The organism is Halomonas nitroreducens (assembly GCF_003966155.1).
GTDB classification, from domain to species: domain Bacteria; phylum Pseudomonadota; class Gammaproteobacteria; order Pseudomonadales; family Halomonadaceae; genus Halomonas; species Halomonas nitroreducens.
In genome coordinates, this window is the sequence record NZ_RXNS01000004.1 from 59,094 (window position 1) to 80,027 (window position 20,934).

Below are 20,934 nucleotides of genomic sequence, written 5' to 3' on the forward strand. Positions count from 1 at the left end.
CGGGGCCCTCGTGCATCATGCCAGGGTGCGCTTACTTCTTGGCGGGCGTCTCCTGGCGCGTGGCCTGGGATCCCTTGGGTCGCACATAGAGCACCAGCGCATGATCGACGAGCTCGTAGCCGTGCTCCTCGGCGATCTCCTGCTGGCGGCGCTCGATGGTGTCATCGAAGAACTCGATGATCTCGCCGCTGTCCAGGCACACCATGTGGTCGTGATGCTCTTCCTGGGTCAGCTCGAAGACGGCATGGCCACCATCGAAGTTATGACGGGTCACCAGGCCGGCGGACTCGAACTGGGTGAGCACGCGATAGACAGTGGCCAGCCCCACGTCCTCGCCAGCATCCAGCAGGGTCTTGTAGACGTCCTCGGCACTCAGGTGATGCTGGCCGGTGGCGCTCTCGAGGATATGCAGGATCTTGACGCGCGGCAGGGTCACTTTCAGACCGGCCTTGCGGAGTTCGTGGTTCTGGTCGGCCATGGTTGCTCTTCGCAGTATCAGGTAGGGTCGGTTATGATCGACCAAAACCACGATAGTGAAGAACAGGCGCAAATGCAAAAGCTGACCAGAATCGTCACCCTTTCCGTCGCCCTGATCCTGACCAGCGGCTGCAGCTACTTCGGCGTGTACAAGCGCGACCTGGCCCAGGGCAACCTGGTGACGCCGTCGATGAGCGAGCAACTGCGCCCCGGCATGACCCGCCAGCAGGTCGTCGACCTGATGGGCAGTCCCCTGCTCCAGGCCCCCTTCGAGACCAACCAGTGGGACTACCTGTATCGTCTCGACGAGGCCTACGGCGACGTCGAGCAGCGCCGCCTGACGCTGACCTTCGAGGGCAACCGCCTGGTGGACATCGAACGTGAGGGTGACTTCTCGACTCCACCGTCGCTGATCTCCGAGCGCGGCATCGGGCCCGCCGACGGCTCCAGCGGCGCCCGCGGCAACGTCCTCGAGGCGCTCCCGCTCGACAACGAGTGACCCCTCCTGCTGCTCAACGCCCCTTGCCGGCGTCGCGGGCCGCCCTGGCGGCCCGCGCAGCCTTGGGATCGATCTTGAGCGGCCGGTAGACCTCTACCCGATCGCCTTCGCGCAGCGGCTGGCGCTGCGGGTCGCGCAGCGCCTTGCCGAAGATCCCCAGGTCGGCCTCGCGGAAGGTGGCCGGCGCCACCTCGGGAAAGAGCTCCTCGAGGCGAGCCAGGGTCACCGCCTGGCGAGCGGTGGTGCCCTCGGGCACCGTCAGCTCGACGATGCGCTGCCGTTGCGGCAGGGCAAAGGCCACCTCGACCCGGATTCGGGGGGCCGGGTCAGCGGCCATAGAGCTCGTCGGCACGGCGCGTGAAGGAATCCACCAGCTGCCCGGCGACCTGCTGGAAGAGCTTGCCGAAGGCCATGCCCAGCAGCCGGCTGGCGAACTCGAACTCCATCTCCAGGCTCACCTTGCAGGCATCCTCGCCCATCGGCAGGAACAGCCAGCGCCCGCGCAGACGCTTGAAGGGGCCGTTGACCAGCGACAGCTCGATTCGCTCGGGCTCGTGCAGGTCGTTGCGGGTGGTGAAGCTCTGCTCGATGCCGGCCCGCCCGAGGGTCATCTCGCCAACCAGGTGCGCCTCGTCCCGCTCGAGCAGCCGGGCGCGCCGACACCCCGGCAGGAACTCCGGGTAGCGTTCGAAATCGTTGACCAGATCGAACATCTCCTGGGGGGTGTGCCGCACCAGGGCGGACCGATTGACCGTTGGCATTGACCTCTCCGCTGACTTCAAGGGGCCCAGGGCGTATCATGAGCGGTTATTTCGGCCTTGAATGGTATCACGCTTCCCCCCATATCGAAGGGGCAGGCCGCCACCGGCAAGACAGATCACGAGGTTCCATGGCCAACAAGAAAGGCAAGGGCAAGGGTCCCGGCAACAACGTCATCGCCCTGAACAAGAAGGCTCGCTTCGAGTACCACATCGACGAGACCTTCGAGGCCGGCCTGGCGCTGGCCGGCTGGGAGGTGAAGAGCATGCGGGCCGGCAAGGCGCAGCTCACCGACACCTACATCCTGGTCAAGAACGGCGAGGCCTGGCTGCTCGGCAGCCATATCACGCCGCTCAACACCGCCAGCACCCACGAGGTGGCCGACCCGACCCGGACCCGCAAGCTGCTGCTGCACCGCAAGGAAATCGCCAGGATCTTCTCGCGTACCCAGGACAAGGGGCACACCTGCGTGCCGCTCAAGATCTACTGGAAAGGCAACCTGGTGAAGTGCGAGCTGGCGCTGGTGACCGGCAAGAAGCTGCACGACAAGCGCGCCACCGAGAAGGATCGCGACTGGCAGCGGCAGAAGGGCCGGATCATGCGCGAACAAAACAAGGGATGAGGTGTCACAATATCGGCCATCCTGATAAGATGGCGGTGTAACGGGGGCGACATGGTTTCGACGCCGATGACAACCCCTGAGGTGCATGCCGAGAGCGTGATGTATCTCGTAAATCCAACATCACGATTAAATAGTCGCAAACGACGACAACTACGCTCAGGGCGCGCTGGCAGCCTAAAGACTGCTAGCTTCTAGCCCGGCCCGAACGCGATGTGCCCATTCATCGCCGACGGGATACGAGCCAAGACTGATGGGATCGCGGCTGGCTTCGTCCTCGCGTCAGCCGTTAAAACTTAGAGGAATCGCGTCGCTGGATCCTGCCCGTCGGAGCCAGAGGCGTTAAAGCAAATGACGGAACTAAGCATGTAGAGCCAATGGGCGAGTGTCGGCGGACGCGGGTTCAATTCCCGCCGCCTCCACCAAACAAGTCGACGAGAGAAGCACCCTGCGGGGTGCTTCTCTCGTTTGTGCAGGAGCGCTTTGCCGACCCATGTCGGCGCTTTCTCGACGATCAGGGGTTACCTCCCGCCGCCCCCACCCGACGGTCGCCGGGATCACGGCCACCCGGCATCCGCGCCGCCTCCCGCTACGGACCAATGGGCCATGAGATTGGCCTTCCGACGACTCCCCACCCGATAATGAGCCCAGTCACCCACCCAGACGCCGAGGCCCCATGTCCAGTGCCGCGCTCCTACCCGCGATTCCCCAGCATGCCGAACCCGACTGGGCGGCGGTTGGCCGCCTGCCCATCGCCGGCAGCGACGAACCCCTGGTGCCGGTAAGCCTGGCGCCGCCGCCGCTCAAGGCCTATCCGGCCTATGCGCGACTCGGTATTCCCGGCGCGGTGAACGACTGCCATGTGCGCGAGACGGTCTATCGCCGCCTGCTCGCCGTGGCCCGGGCGCTGCCGGACGGGCTGACCCTGCTGGTGCTGGACGGCTGGCGCCCCTGGCGGGTGCAGCAGTACCTGTTCGAGACGCTCCAGGACATCCTCCACGAGCATCACCCCGAGCTGCCCCCCGGCGAGCTCGACGCCCGCACCCGGGAGTTCGTGGCCGAGCCGAGCCGCGCCCCCGACCGCCCCAGCCCTCACCTCACCGGTGGCGCCGTGGACGTCACCCTGTGCGATGCCGACGGCCTGCCCCTGGACATGGGCACGCTGTTCGACGAGGCCGTACCGGCCTCCCACACCGCCGCCCTCGAGGCGCTGGCCACCCCCGACGAGCGGCAGCGGCGGGCTCGTGACAACCGCCGCCGGCTCTATCACACCATGCGGGCCGAGGGCTTCACCAACCTGCCCAGCGAGTGGTGGCACTTCGACCTCGGCGACCAGCTGTGGGCCCACTATGGCGACCACGGCGTGGCGCACTACGGCCCGGCGGAGCTGGACACCATCGAGCACCGTTGGCGTCGCCAGCTCTGACCCTGAACACGACGACGCCGGGCCACTGGCGTGGCCCGGCGTCGCTCGCAGGCAAGCACGGCGCGCATCAGGCGGCGTTGCGTTCGCCGTTGCAGGCGGCCTGCATGGCCAGGGCGGTATCCAGCATGCGGTTGGAGAAGCCCCACTCGTTGTCATACCAGGCCATGACCTTGACCAGCTTGCCGTTTACCCGGGTGTGGTTGGCATCGAAGGTGGAGGAGTTGGCGTCATGGTTGAAGTCGATGGAAACCAGCGGCTGGGCGTTCACCGCGAGTACCGGCGAGGCCGCGGCGGCCTCCGCGACGATGGCATTGATCTCGTCCCTGGTGGTCTCGCGGCCGGCATTGAAGGTCAGGTCCACCAGCGAGACGTTGATCAGCGGAACGCGCACCGCCAGGCCATCGAAGCGGCCATCCAGCTCCGGCAGCACCAGGCCTACGGCGGCGGCGGCTCCGGTCTTGGTCGGGATCATCGAGTGGGTCGCGCTGCGGGCCCGGTAGGGATCCTTGTGGTAGACGTCGGAGAGGTTCTGGTCGTTGGTGTAGGCGTGCACCGTGGTCATCAGGCCATTCTCGATGCCCACCGCCTCGTGCAGCGCCTTGGCCACCGGCGCCAGGCAGTTGGTGGTGCAGGAGGCGTTGGAGACCACCCTGTGCTCGGGCTTGAGCACGTCCTCGTTGACGCCATAGACCACGGTGGCATCGGCATCGGGGCTGGGCGCGGAGATCAGCACACGACCGGCACCGGCCTCGAGATGCTTGCCGGCATCATCGCGCTGGGTGAACAGGCCGGTGCACTCCATCACCAGGTCCACGCCCAGGTCCTTCCAGGGCAGCCGCACGGGGTCGCGCTCGGAGAGGATCGCAATGCGGTCGCCGTCGACGCTGAGGCTACTCTCGTCGTGATCCACCTGGAAGGGAAAGTGACCGTGGACGGTGTCGTGGCGCAGCAGATGGGCATTGAGCGCCGGGTCGCCGAGATCGTTGATGGCGACGACCTGCACGCGATCGCGATACCCCCCCTCGTACAGGGCGCGAAACACGTTGCGACCGATGCGACCGAAACCATTGATGGCGATCTTGAGCGTCATGATGTCTTCCTCTCGATCCGGACGTTGCCGTCTTGGGGGATGGGCTGAGCCGAGTCGCGGCAGGGCACCGAAGCGTCCCGACATGCCCGCCGGGCGGGCCGACGGCTCCTTTGCCCCACAATGTGGCTGACGATGGCGTCGGAGACAAGCATGATTTCGTAATTTTACGACATTACATCCTATCCCGACATCCCCAATAACCTCCCAACAGACTACAAATAAAGGGGTTTTCCCAGGAAACGCCGCAATGCTGCCGCGACGTTAGACCTTCGTCTCAGCCCTCATCTTTAGTAATATCACAACCGATAGCGTATCTTGTCAGGCAGTCCCTCGGCCGCTCGCGCGAGCCCGCATTCCCACAGGAGAGCCCGGCATGACTCATCGCCCCATCCCCGTCCGTCGCACCAAGATCGTCGCCACCCTGGGTCCCGCCAGCGACCGGGAGGGCGTGCTCGAGCAGATGATCGCCGCCGGCGTCGACGTGGTGCGCCTCAACTTCTCCCACGGCTCGGCAGACGACCACCGCCGCCGGCTGGCCGCGGTGCGCGAGATCGCCGCCCGCCAGGGCCGTAGCGTCGCCGCCCTGGGCGACCTCCAGGGGCCCAAGATCCGCATTGCCCGCTTTCGTGACGGCGCTGTCGAGCTCGCCGAGGGCGCGCCCTTCGTGATCGACGTGGCCCTCGACGGCGAGGCCGGCGACGCCGAGCGAGTGGGCTGCGACTACCAGGCGCTGGCCTCCGACGTGGCCGCCGGCGACCGCCTGCTGCTCGACGACGGCCGGGTGGTGCTCGACGTCGCCCGGGTCGACGGCAGCGCCATCCACACCCGCGTGGTGGTGGGCGGCGAGCTGTCCAACAACAAGGGCATCAACAAGCAGGGCGGCGGCCTCTCGGCGCCGGCGCTGACCGACAAGGACAAGGCCGACCTGGAGACCGCCATCGCCATCGGCGTGGACTACCTGGCGGTGTCCTTCCCGCGCCATGCCGCCGACATGGCCGAGGCCCGCGCGCTGCTCGGCGAGGCTGGCTGCGAGATCGGCCTGGTGGCCAAGCTCGAGCGTGCCGAGGCGGTGGCCGACGATGCCACCCTCGACGGCATCATCGAGGCCAGCGAGGCGGTGATGGTGGCCCGCGGCGACCTCGGCGTGGAGATCGGCGACGCGGCGCTGATCGGCACCCAGAAGCGCATCATCAAGCGCGCCCGTCAACTCAATCGCGCGGTGATCACCGCCACCCAGATGATGGAGTCGATGATCGAGGCGCCGCTGCCCACCCGGGCCGAGGTGTTCGACGTGGCCAACGCCGTGCTCGATGCCACCGACGCGGTGATGCTCTCCGCCGAGACCGCCGCCGGCGACTTCCCGGTGGAGACCGTGGAAGCCATGGACCGGGTCTGCCTGGGCGCCGAGCGCGAGCGCAGTGCCCAGGAATCCGGCCACCGCATCCACGAGGGCTTCTCCCGGATCGACGAGACCATCGCCCTGTCGGCGATGTATGCCGCCAACCACCTGACCGGGGTAGCCGCGATCGCCTGCATGACGGCCACCGGCTACACGCCACTGATCGCCTCGCGGATCCGCTCCGGGCTGCCGATCGTCGGCTTGGCCCATAATCCCGTCGCCCAGCGGCGCATGGCATTGTATCGTGGTGTCATCTCGCTGCCCTTCGACACCAGTGAGATGGGGGCCACCGAGCTCAACGACCGCGCCCTGGCGCGGCTGGTGGCGCAGGGCATTGCCGTGCCGGGGGATCACGTCCTCCTGACCCGCGGCGACCACATGAACGCCCACGGCGGCACCAACACCCTGAGGATCCTCGAGGTGGAGACACGGCATGAGTGAGATCCGCCCGCGGCGGGACGTCCGCCGCACCCTACCGCCCCAAAAGCGCATCGCCCTGATCGCCCACGACGGCAAGAAGGACGAGATGCTCGACTGGGCCGGACGCTGGCAGGCGACCCTGGCCCGGCACCAACTGGTCGGCACCGGCACCACCGCCACCCGGATCGCCCGGCAACTGGGACTCGAGGTGGAGCCGCTGATGAGCGGCCCGCTGGGCGGCGATCAGCAGATCGGCGCCCGCATCGCTGAGCAGGGCCTCGACCTGCTGATCTTCTTCTGGGACCCGTTCTCGCCGCAGCCCCACGACCCGGACGTCAAGGCGTTGCTGCGCCTGGCCGCCCTGTGGAATATCCCGGTGGCCTGCAACCCGGCGAGCGCCGACTTCCTGATCAGTTCGCCCTGGCTCGATCAGGACTACGAGATGACCATTCCCGATGCCAAGGCCTGGGTCTCTACCCGTAACAACTGAGATCACTACCATCACAACTCGACAACAGCGCGAGGACTCGCATGTTTCAGCTCACTCGCAGCGTCACCTGGCAGGCGCTGAAGGATCTGCAGGCAAAGACCACCGACGACCGCATCAGTGATTACTTCACCGCCGATCCGCAGCGCTTCGACAAGATGAGCCTGCGCGTCGGCGGGCTCTTCCTCGACTATTCCAAGCATCTCATCTCCGATGCCGTGCTCGACAAGCTGCTCGAGCTGGCCGACCACTCGGCGCTGGTGCAGCGCCGCGCCCAGATGTTCTCCGGCGACATCATCAACGTCACCGAGAATCGGCCGGTGCTGCACACGGCGCTGCGCAACCTCGGCGAGGGCCCGCTGATGGTCGACGGCCAGGATGTGATGCCCGAGATCAACAGTACCCGAGAGCAGATTCGGCGCTTCTCCGATGAGGTCCGCAGTGGCGAATGGAAGGGCTACAGCGGCCAGCGCATCAAGGACGTGGTCAACATCGGCATCGGCGGCTCCGACCTCGGACCCAACATGGCCTGCCGGGCCCTGCTCAAGTACCGCCATTCCGAACTCAACTTCCACTTCGTCTCCAACGTCGACGGCACCCATATCCAGAAGGTGCTGTCGCGCCTCGACCCGGCCACCACCCTGTTCATCGTCTCCACCAAGACCTTCTCCACCCAGGAGACGCTGCTCAACGCCAAGACCGCGCGGCGCTGGTTCCTCGAGACCGCCGGCCCGGACGCCGACGTCGGCGCCCACTTCGTCGCCGCCTCCACCAACCGCAAGGCGGCCATGGAGTTCGGCATCCGCGAGGAGAATGTCTTCGAGTTCTGGGCCTGGGTCGGCGGCCGCTACTCCATGTGGTCGTCCATCGGCCTGCCCATCGCCCTGGCCATCGGCTTCGAGGGCTTCATCGAGATGCTCGAGGGCGCCTATGAAATGGACCAGCACTTCCTGACCGCCCCCAACGCCGCCAATATGCCGGTACTGATGGCGCTGATCGGCATCTGGTACATCAACTTCCAGGGCGCCGAGACCCAGGCCATCGTGCCCTACGACCAGGCCCTGCATCAGCTGCCGGCCTTCCTCCAGCAGCTGGACATGGAGTCCAACGGCAAGTCGGTGGATATCTTCGGCCGCCCGGTGGACTACAAGACCGGGCCTATCGTCTGGGGCCAGACCGGCTCCAATGGCCAGCATGCCTTCTTCCAGCTGCTCCACCAGGGCACGCGCTACGTGCCCATCGACTTCATCGCCTCGCTCAAGCCCGAGCCCGGCTTCGAGGACCACCACTTCGCCCTGTTGACCAACATGCTGGCCCAGGCCAACGCCTTCATGGAAGGCAGCCAGCAGGGCAGCGACCTCGATCCCTACAGCTGCCCGGGTAACCGTCCCTCCAGCACCCTGCTGCTCGATGAGCTGACGCCGAAGAACCTCGGCGCGCTGCTCGCACTCTACGAGCACAAGGTGTTCGTCCAGGGGGTGATCTGGAACATCAACTCCTTCGACCAGTGGGGCGTACAGCTCGGCAAGCGCATCGCCGGCGAGATCAGCAGCCGCATCGACGCGCACAGCCAGGACTTCGACACCTCCACCCAGGGGCTGCTCCAGCTGGTGCGGGCGCACTTCCCCGATCACGGCCCCGCGAGGCAGGAGGTCCCGGCCCCCGAATCCGGCAAGCCCCGGGGCAAGCGCCGCAAGGCCTCCTCCTGAACCGCCATTATCGCGCGCCGTGCCTCCAGGCGTGCTCCGATGGCTCGGCGAGCGAGGGCCGGGGCCGGGCCGCGCCTCAGCGGGCCGGGCGCCCGGCCCGCTGCCCCAGCCAGGCCGCGGCGAGCCATAGCGGCACACTGCCCAGGCCATAGGTCAGGGCCAGCCAGGGTTGCGAGGCCTCCAGCAGGTGGAGCGTCTCGAGGCCGAACAGCGAGAAGGTGGTGAAGCCGCCGCAGAAGCCGGCGACCAGGAAGGGCTGCCAGCGGGCGGCGCGCCCGGTGATGCGATGGGAGGCCCGAGCGACGAAGGCCGCGATCAGCCAGGAGCCGGCCAGGTTGACGGCCAGGGTGCCCCACAGGAAGGCGCTTCCCAGCCACTGCAGCATGCCCAGCGAGACCAGGTAGCGCAGCACCGCGCCCAGGCCACTGCCCAGCCCCACCGCCAGGTAGCCCTGCCAGCTCGTCATGCACCACCTCCCGCCAACCACCAGCCCATGGCGGCAGCGAGGACCCCCAGCACCAGAGTTGCCAGGCCATTGGCCAGTGCCGCCGTGCCGCGGCCTTCCTGCCAAAGGCTGAGAGTCTGCAGGCTGAAGGAGGACACGGTGGTGAAGCCACCCAGGCCGCCGACCGCCAGGCCCAGCCAGGCTGGCGAAGCGCCGGGTGGCCCGCCCAGGCGCGCGGCCAGCGCACCGATGGCCAGGGTCCCGCTCAGGTTGACCAGCAGGGTGCCCCAGGGAAAGGCCCGCCCCAGCCAGCGCGCGGCCAGCTCGGTCACGGCCAGGCGCGCCATGCCGCCCAGCGCACCGCCCACCGCCACCAGTCCCAGGCTTGCCAGCCCCATGTCTCTGCCTCCCTGACGGATTCGCGCCCATGCTAGCCGAGCCGGCGAGCGGCCACAAAAAAAGCCACCCGGGAGGGTGGCGAGGGATCATGCTGGCCTTTCAGGGGGAACAGGACATCGGGGTCATGTCCTGAGGTTGAATATGACACAAAATCTCTAGCATGTACAATTCTCGTACACTTCCATGATGACGACCCGGGCCCGCCACCCCCGGCCATGTTAGCCTGACGATGACACCATCGCCCTTTCCACGCCCAGACACGGAGGCCAAAGCGTGAGCTACAGACGATTCCTCTCCCGGGCCAGCGGGTGGCTGCTGGCCATCCTGATGCTCGCCACCCTCCCCGCCATGGCCCAACCGTCCGGTGGCGGAGGACAGGCCCCGGCCAACGCCACCCTGGCCGACCTCCTCGAGAACCCCGAGACGCGCCAACAGCTGATCGACCAGCTGCGCGGGGCGGCCAGCGAGTCGGGAGCCGAGCAGGCCGCGACCGAGTCGCCGTCACTGTCGCTGCCCCGCCAGCTGGCCGAGACCACCAGCCGCATCGCCGGTGAGCTGGGCAGCCAGCTCGGCCAGGTCCTCGACGCCGTGACCGGCCTGTTCGCGGGCCCGCCGGGCACCTTTGACCTGGCCGCCTTCACCAGTGCGGCCATCAACCTGGGGCTGGTGATCCTCGCCACGGTTGCCCTGCTCATCGCCGTCCGCCGCCTGGCCCGCCCCCTGTTCACCCGGCTCAGCCAATGGTCGTTGACCGGCCAGGGGCTCCAGCCGTTGCTGAGGCTGGTGCTGTGCGTCGTCGTGGCGGCGCTGATCGACGCCCTGGTGGTGGCGCTGGCCTATCTCGGCGGCAATCTGGTCGCCACCTTCGCGGTGGGCGAGAGCGGCGAGCTGTCGACCCGTGCCTCGCTGTTCCTCAATGCCTTCCTGGTGATCGAGCTGCTCAAGGCCGCGGTGCGCATGCTCTTCGCCTCCCGCTACGAGGGCCTGCGCCTGCTGCCCATCGCCGCCGCCGACGCTTCCTACTGGAACCGCTGGATCGCGCGCCTGATCGGGCTGACCGGCTATGGCCTGATGGTGGTGGTGCCGTTGGTCAACGCCTACGTGTCGCCGGCCCTGGGCGAGGGGGCCGGCACCCTGATCATGATCGGCGCCTATGTCTATGCCGTGGCCGTGGTGCTGCGCAACCGCCGCCGGCTGCGCGACGGGCTGAACCGCAAGGCCGGCCAGACTACCATGGCCGCCAGCCGGGTATCGCTGCAGCTGTTCGCCCGCACCTGGCACCTCTTCGCCCTGGCCTACTTCACCGTGGTGCTGGTGCTGACCCTGACGCGCCCCGAGGAGGCCCTGCCCTTCGTGCTGTTCGCCACCCTGCAGACGCTGGCTGCGGTGCTGGTGGGCATGCTGGTGTCGAGCTTCCTGACCCAGACCATCGGCCGGCGGATCCGCCTTTCCGATGACCTGCGCCGCAAGCTGCCGATGCTCGAGGCACGCCTCAACCGCTATGTCCCCAATGCCCTGCGCGTGATCCGCATGGTGATCCTCGCCGTGGTGGTGATGGTCGTGTTGAGCGCCTGGGGCGCCTTCGACCTGGGGGCCTGGTACGCCTCCGAGGCGGGACGCAGCCTGATCGGCAAGGGCGTGAGCGTGTTCGTGATCCTGGTGGTCGCCGCGGCCGTCTGGCTGGCACTGGCCAGCCTGATCGAGCACAAGCTCAACCCCGAGACCGGTGGCGGCGTGCCCTCGGCACGGGCCCAGACGCTGCTGTCGCTGTTTCGCAATGCCCTGGCCATCGCCCTGATCACCATGACGGCGATGATCGTGCTCTCCGAGATCGGCATCAACATCGGGCCGTTGATCGCCGGTGCCGGCGTGCTGGGCCTGGCCATCGGCTTCGGCGCCCAGAAGCTGGTGCAGGACATCATCACCGGGGTCTTCATCCAGGTGGAGAACGCCATGAACACCGGCGATGTGATCACCGTGGGGGGCGTCACCGGGGTGGCCGAGAAGCTCAGCATCCGCTCGGTGGGCATCCGCGACCTCAGCGGCACCTACCACATCGTGCCCTTCTCCAGCGTCGACACCGTCTCCAACTACATGCGCGACTTCGCCTACCATGTCGGGGAATACGGCATCGCCTATCGTGAGAGCATCGACGAGGCGATCCAGGCCCTCAACGAGGCCTTCGACGCGCTCAAGGAGGACGAGGAGTACAAGGCCTGTCTCCTCGAGCCGCTGGAGGTCGCCGGCGTGATCGCTCTGGCCGACAGCTCCGTGAACATCCGTGTGCGCATCAAGACCACGCCGGGAGACCAGTGGGCCGTGGGCCGTGCCTACAACCGGCTGGTCAAGCTGCACCTCGACGCGGCCGGCATCGAGATCCCCTTCCCCCATACCACCCTCTACTTCGGCGAGGACAAGGACGGCGGTGCCCCGCCGGCCAACGTGCGGGTCATCCGTCAGCAAGCGCGCGAGCGCGCCGCCAGCTCGGACGAGGCGCGTCACGCGCTGACCGCCGACACCCAGGCCCCCCAGGAGGTCCACAACCAGGAGGACTACGACGGCGAGTCATGATCGCCGTCACCAACGCAAGAGGGGCTGCCGACTGGCAGCCCCTCTTGTTGTGCAGGGCGGGTTCAGGCGTCGGCGACGCTCAGGATGCCGCCTTGGCCGTCTTCGCCGGCGTATCCTCCGGCTCGGTGGGCTGGGGCAGCGAGGGCAGCGACTTGTCGAGTAGCTCCACGCTCTGACGGTAGTAGAGCTGGCTCTTGTTGTGCTCGCCCAGGTTGGCGTAGAGCCGGGCCAGTTCGGCGCAGACCACGCCGCTGGGCCGCTGACGCTGGCTGGCCTCGAAGTATTCCTGAGCCTTGCCCCAGTAGGCGTTGCGCAGCGAGAGACGTCCCAGGGTGAGCAGCAGGTCCGGGTCGTTGGGCCGCTCCTGCAGCCACTTCTCGGCCACCACCAGCTGGCGCGCCGCATCCACCTCGAGCAGCCCGTAGCGCAGTACCAGGCGGCTGTCCCAGTGCTCCTTGAGCGAATGGCGCAGCAGCCGCTCGGCGATACCCTGCTCGTTGCCGCGCACCAGGGCCTCGGCATAGAGCACGATCAGATCGACGTTGCCGCGCAGGTGGTCGGGCATGTCGGCCCAGAGGTTGCGCACCCGCTCGATATCGCCGGGCTGGCGGGCCTCCTGGGAGATCAGTTCGCGATAGGCGCGCTGCTCGAGCTGCTCGCGCTCTTCCCGGGAAATCAGGTGCTGGGCGCCGAGGCGCGGCATCAGCCGGCGCAGGCCATCCCAGTCGCTGAGACTGATATAGGCCTGCTTGAGCTGCTTGAGCACCTGGGGATGGTTGGGCAGGTGGCGGTCGAGACGGGTCAGGATCGCCAGGGCCTCCTCGTACTGCTGGCGATCCAGCATCAGCTGGGCCTGCATCAGGCCCACCGCGGTGTCGGCGCCCTCGGTGCTGAGATGGGCGCGCTTGAGCAGGGTATCGGCCTGCTCGTAGCGGCCCTGGTAATGGGCCGCCAGGGCGGCGGAGAGGTAATTGACCAGCGGCGTGCTGGAGTCGTCGGCGGCCTTGACCAGGGCCTTCTCGGCACGCTTCCAGCGCCCCTCGGCCAGCGCCACCAGGCCGCGCACGGTGCGCCGCATGGCGGTACGGTTACGCGAGCGGCTGTTCCACACCTTGAAGCGGGTCACCGGACGCGAGAGGCGCATCAGCAGCCGCAGGGCGAAGTGCACCACCACGAAGGCCGCCAGCAGCAGCACCAGGCCGAACCAGAAGGAGGTCTGGAACGAGGTGTCGCCGACGCGCACCAGCCAGTAGCCAGGCACCGACATCATCAGCTGGCCGAACAGGGCCCCGATCGCGAGGCCGAGGACCACGATCAGAATCAGCTTTCTCATGCCTCATCTCCCTGGCCGCCGTTGCCGGCCTCGAAGCGGTGCTCGATGAAGCTCGCCAGCGCCTGCTGGGAGCCGCTGATGTCCGGCAGTTCCGGGCGGATGGTCCGTCCCTTGAGTTCCTCGAGACGCGACAGCACCGCCTGGACGCCGCTGTCGCCGGTGTCGTAGTAGCCCCGGATCAGGGTCAGGGCCTTCTCGAGGCTGGCCTCGAAGAGCGGCTGTTCCTCCTTGAGCAGCGCCAGCTGGGCCTGCTCCAGGACCAGGCGCACGCTCTGACGCAGGTAGGATTCCTGCTCCGGCGAAATCAGCGCCTCGAGCGCCGCGTCGTGCTGGCGAACCGTGACCAGGTCCTTGAGCTCCTCGCCGAAGCGCGCGAGCTGCGACTGCCAGCCACCGGTGGGCGCTTCCTCGATGGTCGAGTTGGCGGCGATCTCCTCGATGTCCTGGGCCAGCGGGCGGCCGGCGATCTGCTCCTGCTGGGCATTCAGCGCCAGGTAGAGGCCGGTGCGGTCCACGCGGGGCACCGATTCCAGCGCGGCCAGCTCGGAGGCGATCTCGCGGCGCACCGGCATCAGCGCCGGATTGTCGGCCTCGCGCAGCCGCTCGTCGGCGGTGCGCAGCAGGGCGGCGGCCCCCTGGACGTCACGTTCCAGCTGCAGGCGCTGGTTGGCCAGGCGCAGCAGGTAGGCGGCCTCGGCGTGCAGCCAGTCGCGCTCGTCGGTCTGCTGCTCGCTGGACAGTTCCTGCAGCACCCGGTCCAGGGTCTCGTCGACGCTCTGTCGATAGTCGGAGAAGTCGCTGCGCAGCGTGCTCACCGCCTCGTCCAGGGCGGCATTGCGCTGCTGCTCACCGCTCTCCAGGCGACTCGCCAGGTCATCCAGTCCCGACTGGCTGGCCGCTTGCGCCGGCAGGTCGGCCAGGCGCTGCTGCTGGGCGTCGAGCTTCTGCCAGACCTGCCAGCCGAACAGCGCGCCGCCCGCGCCCAGCAGGACCACCAGCCCCAGGGCAACCGCCCCGGACTTGCTGCCCTTGCCGGTGCCGCCCGAGCCGCCACTGCCGCCCGCAGCCCCGTGGGCGCCCTGGCCGGCGGACGCCTGCTGCCCCTTGGCATCACCGCCTGAGGCCTTGGCGGAGGAGGCTGAGCCCTTGGGGGGAGTGGAAGAGGCGGAGCCCTTGGGAGCCTCGCGCTTGGTGGAGGCGGTATCGGAGGCCTTGCCGGACGCGCTCCTGGACCCGGCGCTGGTGCCGGAGGCCTCGGCCGGGGAGGCAGATGCCGTGTCGGCCTCACCCTTGGTCGCCTCGTCAGGCTTGTCGCTGGCAGTGGCCGGAGTGGCCTGGCTTTCGCTCGAGGACGTCGTCGAAGAGGGCGCGGCATCGGCCTTCGCCTCGGCAGAGGCCGTGCTCGCCGCCGGGCCGCTGCCCTTGCCGCGACGCCGCGAGCGGCGCGAGGATGAGCCGCCGGCCTTGCCGGCCTCGGCACTCTTTCCCGTCGCCGCCGAGTCGGCGCCGCCCTGGGCTTCGCCGGACGGTGTCTGTTGTTCGTCCTGATCGTGTTGTTGCTTGCTCATGTGTCGCTAGCCCTTTTCGAGATCGTCATGATCGACATCGGCCCTCTCCGGGTCCCTGGCCCTGGCCACGGCGGCCGCCAGCGCGTCAGGCGTGGCGCCCGACGCCACGACGGGAAGACGAAACCCCAGTGTGCCGGCCAGTGTAGCCAACCGGGTACTGGACACGATTAGCGGTTGGTTCAAGGCGGCCTGTGAGCACCATCTTGCCAGATGTCCGAGGATTTCTCCGCTACTCACCACCAACGCCTGATAGTCGCCGCTCGCCAGCCGACGCCGCAAGGTCGGCGAGGGCTCGAGCAGGCGGCGCCGGTAGACCGCCAGGCGTGTCAGGCGAGCGCCCCGGGCGGCCAGGGTCTCGGCCATCAGGGCCCGTCCCCCCTCGCCGGCCACCAGCAGCAGGCGCTGCCCGGCGAGCCGCTGCAGCGAGCCGAGCGCCAGCAGTGCCTCGCTGGTGTCTGCCCCGCCCGGCGGCGGAAGATGCACCCGCACGCCCAGCTGGCGGTGCAGGGTGGCGGCCGTGGCAGCCCCCACGGCGTAATAGTCGATACCCACGGGAAGCTGCGGCCAGTAGCGGTCCAGCGCCTCGGCGAGACACTCGGCGGCGAAGGGGCTGACCACCACCACGCGCCGGAACTGGTCGAAATCCAGCCAGGCAGCGCGGTGTGCCGGGGTCTCCGGCAGCGGCTCGAGGGCCATGACCTCGCCCCGCTCGACGGCAAAGCCCTCGGCGGCGATGGCCTCGGCCAGCGCCGCGGCCCGCGGCCCGGGACGACAGATCAGTACCGGCGGGGTCGCCATCAGCCGGCGCCGTAGACCTCGGCGAGGATCTCGCCGGCGCCCATGTCCAGCAGCTCCTCTGCTACCCGAATGCCCAGCGCCTCGGGCTCGTGGATCGAGCCGCGCCCCTCGGCGCGCAGCACCTCCGTGCCCTCCGGATTGCCCACCAGGGCCCGCAGCCACAGGGTCTCGCCATCGTCCTCGAAGATCGCATGGCCGGCGATGGGCACCTGGCAGCCGCCCTCGAGGCGGGTGTTCATGGCACGCTCCGCGCGGACCCGGGTCGCGGTGGCCGGATCGTCCAGCGGCGCCAGCAGGGAGATCAGTTCGGCATCGTGCATGCGGCACTCGATGCCCAGGGCGCCCTGGCCGCAGGCCGGCAGGCAGACCTCCGGCGGCAGCTCCATGGTGATGCGCGCCTCGAGCCCCAGCCGCTTGAGGCCCGAGGTGGCCAGCAGGATGGCGTCGTACTCGCCGGCATCGAGCTTGCCGAGACGGGTCTGGACATTGCCGCGCAGGTTGAGCACCTGCAGGTCGGGGCGCGCCTCGCGCATCTGCAGGCCGCGCCGCAGGCTGGACGTGCCGATGCGCGCGCCCTCGGGCAGCGCGTCCAGGGAAGGGTAGTGGTTGGAAACGAAGGCGTCGGTGGGCTCGGCCCCCTCGAGGATCACCGACAGGCCGAGGCTCTCGGGGAAGTGCATGGGCACGTCCTTCATCGAGTGCACGGCGATGTCGGCACGCCCGTCGAGCATCGCCTCCTCGAGTTCCTTGACGAACAGTCCCTTGCCGCCGACCTTGGCCAGCGGCGTGTCGAGGATCTTGTCCCCCCGGGTGGCCATGGCCACCAGCTCGACCTTGAGCCCCGGATGGGTCGCCATCAGGCGGTCGCGGACATGTTCGGCCTGCCACATGGCCAGTTGACTCTTGCGCGTGGCGATACGCAGCGTTTCGATGGCTTGCACGTGGTTCTCCCCGTCCCGGTTCGCTTGCACTCGGCGCCCCTTGCGCCGGCGCCCGGTGATGTCTTGGTTTGCTGCCATCATAAAGGACCGGAGAGGTCAGGAAAAATCGTTACTGCCCGGCCGACCCGCCGCCCGGCGCCCCTCGCCTGGCCCGTGGACTCTGGTACACTTTCCCGCATGTCAAGCCAGCGCGGCCTCGCCGAGCTGCGGCCGGCGCGCCGCCGGCCCTCACCCACCGCACAGCCATGCAGGATGTCAGCCCGATGAGCCAGACCACCAACCAGTCCTGGGGCGGCCGCTTCAGCGAGCCCACCGATGCCTTCGTCGCCCGCTTCACCGCCTCGGTCGACTTCGACCAGCGCCTGGCCCTCCACGACATCCAGGGCTCGCGGGCTCACGCCACCATGCTGGCCCGGGTCGGGGTGCTCACCGAGGCCGAGCGCGACGCCATCATCAACGGCCTCGACGAGGTCCAGGCGGAGATCGAGGCCGGCACCTTCGCCTGGTCGGTGGACCTCGAGGACGTGCACATGAACATCGAGGCGCGCCTCACCGACAAGATCGGCATCACCGGCAAGAAGCTGCACACCGGGCGCTCGCGCAACGACCAGGTGGCCACCGATATCCGCCTTTTCCTGCGCGACGAGATCGACAGCGTGGCCGCCGAGCTGACCCGCCTGCGCGAGGGGCTGATCGAGCTCGCCGACCGCGAGGCGGCCACCATCATGCCCGGCTTTACCCACCTGCAGACCGCCCAGCCGGTGACCTTCGGCCATCACCTGCTGGCCTGGCAGGAGATGCTCGCCCGCGACCAGGAGCGGCTGCTCGACTGCCGCAAGCGGGTCAACGTGCTGCCGCTGGGGGCCGCCGCCCTGGCCGGCACCACCTACCCCATTGACCGCCATGTGACGGCCGAGCTGCTGGGCTTCGCGCGCCCCGCCGAGAACAGCCTCGACGCGGTCAGTGACCGCGACTTCGCCATCGAGTTCACGTCCTTCGCCAGCGTGCTGCTGATGCACCTGTCGCGGATGAGCGAGGAGCTGGTGCTGTGGACCAGCGCCCAGTTCGATTTCATCGACCTGCCCGACCGCTTCTGCACCGGCTCCTCGATCATGCCGCAGAAGAAGAACCCGGACGTGCCGGAACTGGTGCGCGGCAAGACCGGCCGGGTCTATGGCCACCTGATGGGCCTGCTGACGCTGATGAAGTCCCAGCCGCTGGCCTACAACAAGGACAACCAGGAGGACAAGGAGCCGCTGTTCGATGCCCTGTCCACCGTCCAGGACTGCCTCAAGGCGTTCGCCGACATGGTCCCGGCCATCGAGGCCAAGGCCGACAACATGCGCGAGGCGGCCCGCAAGGGCTTCTCCACCGCCACCGACCTGGCCGACTACCTGGTCTGTCGCGGCGTGGCCTTCCGCGACGCCCACGAGATCGTCGGCCAGTCGGTGGCCTTTGGGCTGCGCGAGGGCAAGGACCTCTCGGAGATGAGCCTCGAGGAGCTGCGCCAGTTCTCCGACGTCATCGGCGAGGACGTCTTTGCCGTGCTGACCCTGGAGGGCTCGGTGGCGGCGCGCAACCATATCGGCGGCACCGCCCCGGACCAGGTGCGCGCCGCCGCCCAGCGGGCCCGCGAGGCCCTGGCGGCGCTGTCTTCCCAGGATGCCCAGGGGAGCCAGGGCTGATGCGTCGCGCCGCCCTGCTTGCGCTGCTGGCGCTCCCGCTGCTGCTGGCCGGCTGCGGCCAGAAGGGGCCGCTCTACCTGCCCGGCGACACCGCGGCGGAGGAGCGCTACGGCCCCCGCGACCCAGAAACGACCGACGCCGCGTCGGATGCCGACGCCCCCCGCCCCGTCGACGAGGACGACACCTAGGCATGGATCATTTCGAGTACCGCGATGGCGTGCTGTACGCCGAAGAGCTGCCGCTTCCCCGCATCGCCGAGGAGTTCGGCACGCCCTGCTACGTCTATTCCAAGGCCACCCTGGCCCGCCACTTCCGGGCCTACACCGAGGCGCTGGGCAGCCATCCGCACCTGATCTGCTACGCGGTCAAGGCCAACTCCAACCTGGCGGTGCTCAACCTGCTGGCCCGGCTCGGCGCCGGCTTCGACATCGTCTCGGTGGGGGAGCTCGAGCGGGTCCTGACCGCCGGCGGCGACCCTGCTCGGGTGGTGTTCTCCGGCGTGGCCAAGCAGGAGAACGAGATGGCCCGGGCGCTCAGCGTGGGCATCAAGTGCTTCAACGTCGAGTCCCGGGCCGAGCTCGAGCGGCTCGACGCCGTGGCCCGCGGCCTGGACCGGGTCGCCCCGGTCTCGCTGCGGGTCAACCCCGATGTGGACGCCGGCACTCACCCCTACATCTCCACGGGGCTCAAGGCCAACAAGTTCGGTATCGCGGTGGACGAGGCCCGGGAGGTCTACCGCCAGGCCGCGGCCATGGACAACGTGCGGGTGGTGGGTCTCGACTGCCATATCGGCTCCCAGCTCACCGAAACCGCCCCCTTCCTCGACGCCCTCGACCGGCTGCTGGTGCTGCTCGAGCGACTACGCGAGGACGGCATCGAGATCGAGCATCTGGACCTCGGCGGCGGCCTGGGCGTGCCCTATCACGACGAGCGTCCCCCGCAGCCCTTCGACTACGCCACCGCCCTGCTCGAGCGACTGTCGCGCTGGCCGGGCAGCGACCGGCTGACCCTGCTCTTCGAGCCGGGACGCTCGATCGCTGCCAACGCCGGCGTGCTGCTGACCCGGGTGGAGTTCCTCAAGCCCGGCGAGACCAAGAACTTCGCCATCGTCGACGCGGCCATGAACGACCTGATCCGCCCGGCCCTCTATCAGGCCTGGCAGGCCATCCTGCCGGTGGACACCACCCAGGCCCGTCCAAGCGGCACCTATGACGTGGTCGGCCCGGTCTGCGAGACCGGCGATTTCCTGGGCCAGGACCGGGAGCTGGCCATCGCCGCCGGCGACCTGCTGGCGGTGCGCTCCGCCGGGGCCTATGGCTTCGTCATGGCCTCCAACTACAACAGCCGCCCGCGGCCGCCGGAGGTCATGGTGGACGGCGACCGCGCCCACCTGGTGCGCCGCCGCGAGCGCCTGGCGGACCTCTGGGCCGGCGAGGCGACGCTGCCCGACGACAGCGCGGAGACGCCCTGATGCTGCTGCAGTTCACCAAGATGCACGGGCTGGGCAACGACTTCATGGTCGTCGACCTGATCACCCAGCGGGCGCGGCTGCGCGACGAGCAGATCCGTGCCCTGGCCGACCGGCGCTTCGGCATCGGCTTCGACCAACTGCTGGTGGTCGAGCCGCCCCGGGACCCGGACATGGACTTTCGCTACCGCATCTTCAACGCCGACGGCAGCGAAGTGGAGAACTGCGGCAACGGGGCGCGCTGCTTCGCCCGTTTCGTGCGCGACCAGCGGCTGACCCACAAGCGCGAGATCCACGTCGAGACCGCCGGCGGCCCGCTCACCCTGGTGGTGGGCGACGACAATCGCGTCAGCGTGGACATGGGAGCACCGCGCTTCGCGCCAGCGACGCTGCCCTTCGAGGCCGACGAGGACCGGGCCCTGCACGCCCTGGACGTCGACGGCCGGCGCCTCGAGGTCGGCGTGGTGTCACTGGGCAATCCCCATGCGGTGCTGCGGGTCGACGACGTGGACACCGCCCCGGTGGCCACCCTGGGGCCGGCCATCGAGGCCCATCCGCGCTTCCCGCGGCGGGTCAATGCCGGCTTCATGCAGGTGGTGTCGCCCCACGAGATCCGCCTGCGCGTCTACGAGCGAGGCAGTGGCGAGACCCTGGCCTGCGGCACCGGCGCCTGCGCCGCGGTGGCCACCGGCATCCGCCTGGGCTGGCTCGAGAACCCGGTCACCGTGCACCTGCCCGGTGGCGACCTGGAGATCACCTGGCCCGGCAGTGACGCCAGCCTGATCATGACCGGACCCGCGGAACGGGTCTTCGAGGGCCGCGTGCCCCTAAACTGAGCGTC

General features: G+C 68.7%; 20 protein-coding genes, 1 other RNA gene and 1 pseudogene. 12 read left to right on the top strand and 10 right to left on the bottom strand.

The annotated features are described in order from the left end of the window. Positions 1–31 precede the first annotated feature (31 nt). Complete coding sequence (fur, locus tag EKG36_RS05305) at positions 32–478, bottom strand: ferric iron uptake transcriptional regulator (RefSeq protein ID WP_126481780.1); 447 nt, start codon at positions 476–478, stop codon at positions 32–34. 72 nt (positions 479–550) lie between these two features. Here fur and EKG36_RS05310 point away from each other — a divergent pair, with 72 nt between their 5' ends. After that, positions 551–976, top strand: coding sequence for an outer membrane protein assembly factor BamE (locus tag EKG36_RS05310; protein WP_221766051.1), 426 nt, complete (start codon positions 551–553; stop codon positions 974–976). 13 nt (positions 977–989) lie between these two features. Here EKG36_RS05310 and EKG36_RS05315 read toward each other — a convergent pair whose 3' ends face one another. Both EKG36_RS05315 and EKG36_RS05320 read right to left on the bottom strand, forming a co-directional pair. Further along, positions 990–1,313 (bottom strand): RnfH family protein, encoded by a 324-nt coding sequence (locus EKG36_RS05315; RefSeq protein ID WP_126481784.1) that lies wholly within the window; start codon positions 1,311–1,313, stop codon positions 990–992. After that, positions 1,303–1,737 (bottom strand): type II toxin-antitoxin system RatA family toxin, encoded by a 435-nt coding sequence (locus EKG36_RS05320; protein ID WP_126481786.1) that lies wholly within the window; start codon positions 1,735–1,737, stop codon positions 1,303–1,305. The genes EKG36_RS05315 and EKG36_RS05320 overlap by 11 nt, the downstream gene beginning before the upstream one ends. 128 nt (positions 1,738–1,865) lie before the next feature. Here EKG36_RS05320 and smpB point away from each other — a divergent pair, with 128 nt between their 5' ends. The 3 genes from smpB (at position 1,866) to EKG36_RS05335 (ending at position 3,780) form a co-directional block, all read left to right on the top strand. After that, a complete protein-coding gene (gene smpB, locus EKG36_RS05325) occupies positions 1,866–2,357 on the top strand; it encodes an SsrA-binding protein SmpB (protein ID WP_126481788.1) in 492 nt (163 codons plus the stop codon). Between the two features lie 42 nt (positions 2,358–2,399). Continuing rightward, positions 2,400–2,779, top strand: a transfer-messenger RNA (tmRNA) gene (gene ssrA, locus EKG36_RS05330). A gap of 251 nt (positions 2,780–3,030) precedes the next feature. After that, complete coding sequence (locus EKG36_RS05335) at positions 3,031–3,780, top strand: M15 family metallopeptidase (protein ID WP_126481790.1); 750 nt, start codon at positions 3,031–3,033, stop codon at positions 3,778–3,780. Between the two features lie 67 nt (positions 3,781–3,847). On the opposite strand, the gene gap is transcribed toward EKG36_RS05335, so the two are convergent. Continuing rightward, a complete protein-coding gene (gene gap, locus EKG36_RS05340; RefSeq protein ID WP_126481792.1) occupies positions 3,848–4,870 on the bottom strand; it encodes a type I glyceraldehyde-3-phosphate dehydrogenase in 1,023 nt (340 codons plus the stop codon). A 373-nt stretch (positions 4,871–5,243) separates the two neighbouring features. Between gap and pyk the strand changes: the two genes are divergently transcribed. The 3 genes from pyk to pgi are packed head-to-tail and all read left to right on the top strand — an operon-like array spanning position 5,244 to position 8,885. Beyond that, the gene (gene pyk / locus EKG36_RS05345) at positions 5,244–6,710 is read left to right on the top strand and encodes a pyruvate kinase (protein ID WP_126481794.1); all 1,467 of its coding nucleotides are present in this window, start codon (positions 5,244–5,246) and stop codon (positions 6,708–6,710) included. Continuing rightward, positions 6,703–7,179 (top strand): methylglyoxal synthase, encoded by a 477-nt coding sequence (locus EKG36_RS05350; protein ID WP_126481796.1) that lies wholly within the window; start codon positions 6,703–6,705, stop codon positions 7,177–7,179. The genes pyk and EKG36_RS05350 overlap by 8 nt, the downstream gene beginning before the upstream one ends. 41 nt (positions 7,180–7,220) lie before the next feature. Continuing rightward, entirely contained in the window at positions 7,221–8,885 is a 1,665-nt protein-coding gene (gene pgi, locus EKG36_RS05355) for a glucose-6-phosphate isomerase (RefSeq protein ID WP_126481798.1), read from the top strand. A gap of 76 nt (positions 8,886–8,961) precedes the next feature. Here pgi and EKG36_RS05360 read toward each other — a convergent pair whose 3' ends face one another. Both EKG36_RS05360 and EKG36_RS05365 read right to left on the bottom strand, forming a co-directional pair. Then, positions 8,962–9,351, bottom strand: coding sequence for a fluoride efflux transporter FluC (locus EKG36_RS05360; RefSeq protein ID WP_126481800.1), 390 nt, complete (start codon positions 9,349–9,351; stop codon positions 8,962–8,964). Continuing rightward, entirely contained in the window at positions 9,348–9,728 is a 381-nt protein-coding gene (locus tag EKG36_RS05365) for a fluoride efflux transporter FluC (protein ID WP_126481802.1), read from the bottom strand. Before EKG36_RS05365 ends, EKG36_RS05360 begins: the two co-directional genes overlap by 4 nt. Positions 9,729–10,056: 328 nt before the next feature. Here EKG36_RS05365 and ybiO point away from each other — a divergent pair, with 328 nt between their 5' ends. Next, positions 10,057–12,300, top strand: a complete 2,244-nt coding sequence (ybiO, locus tag EKG36_RS05370; RefSeq protein WP_126482178.1) for a mechanosensitive channel protein — start codon at positions 10,057–10,059, stop codon at positions 12,298–12,300. A 79-nt stretch (positions 12,301–12,379) separates the two neighbouring features. Here the strand turns inward: ybiO and EKG36_RS05375 are convergent, their stop codons facing one another. From EKG36_RS05375 to hemC, 4 genes are read right to left on the bottom strand one after another with little or no spacing between them, the layout of a single operon-like run. Beyond that, positions 12,380–13,633 (bottom strand): heme biosynthesis HemY N-terminal domain-containing protein, encoded by a 1,254-nt coding sequence (locus EKG36_RS05375; protein ID WP_126481804.1) that lies wholly within the window; start codon positions 13,631–13,633, stop codon positions 12,380–12,382. Then, a complete protein-coding gene (locus EKG36_RS05380; protein WP_126481806.1) occupies positions 13,630–15,201 on the bottom strand; it encodes a uroporphyrinogen-III C-methyltransferase in 1,572 nt (523 codons plus the stop codon). Before EKG36_RS05380 ends, EKG36_RS05375 begins: the two co-directional genes overlap by 4 nt. A 6-nt stretch (positions 15,202–15,207) precedes the next feature. Further along, complete coding sequence (locus tag EKG36_RS05385; RefSeq protein WP_126481808.1) at positions 15,208–15,999, bottom strand: uroporphyrinogen-III synthase; 792 nt, start codon at positions 15,997–15,999, stop codon at positions 15,208–15,210. Next, the gene (hemC, locus tag EKG36_RS05390; protein ID WP_126481810.1) at positions 15,999–16,940 is read right to left on the bottom strand and encodes a hydroxymethylbilane synthase; all 942 of its coding nucleotides are present in this window, start codon (positions 16,938–16,940) and stop codon (positions 15,999–16,001) included. The genes EKG36_RS05385 and hemC overlap by 1 nt, the downstream gene beginning before the upstream one ends. 263 nt (positions 16,941–17,203) lie before the next feature. On the opposite strand from hemC, the gene argH reads away from it, so the two are divergent. The 4 genes and pseudogenes from argH to dapF all read left to right on the top strand — a co-directional run bounded on the left by argH (position 17,204) and on the right by dapF (position 20,929). Further along, on the top strand, positions 17,204–18,625 hold the full coding sequence (gene argH, locus EKG36_RS05395) for an argininosuccinate lyase (RefSeq protein WP_126481812.1): 1,422 nt from the start codon (positions 17,204–17,206) through the stop codon (positions 18,623–18,625). Further along, positions 18,625–18,732: pseudogene (gene lptM / locus EKG36_RS21080) on the top strand (LPS translocon maturation chaperone LptM); the annotation flags it as partial. The gene argH and the pseudogene lptM, both read left to right, overlap by 1 nt. A gap of 83 nt (positions 18,733–18,815) precedes the next feature. Next, the gene (gene lysA / locus EKG36_RS05405; RefSeq protein WP_126481816.1) at positions 18,816–20,096 is read left to right on the top strand and encodes a diaminopimelate decarboxylase; all 1,281 of its coding nucleotides are present in this window, start codon (positions 18,816–18,818) and stop codon (positions 20,094–20,096) included. After that, complete coding sequence (gene dapF, locus EKG36_RS05410) at positions 20,096–20,929, top strand: diaminopimelate epimerase (protein ID WP_126481818.1); 834 nt, start codon at positions 20,096–20,098, stop codon at positions 20,927–20,929. The genes lysA and dapF overlap by 1 nt, the downstream gene beginning before the upstream one ends. Positions 20,930–20,934: the final 5 nt, after the last annotated feature.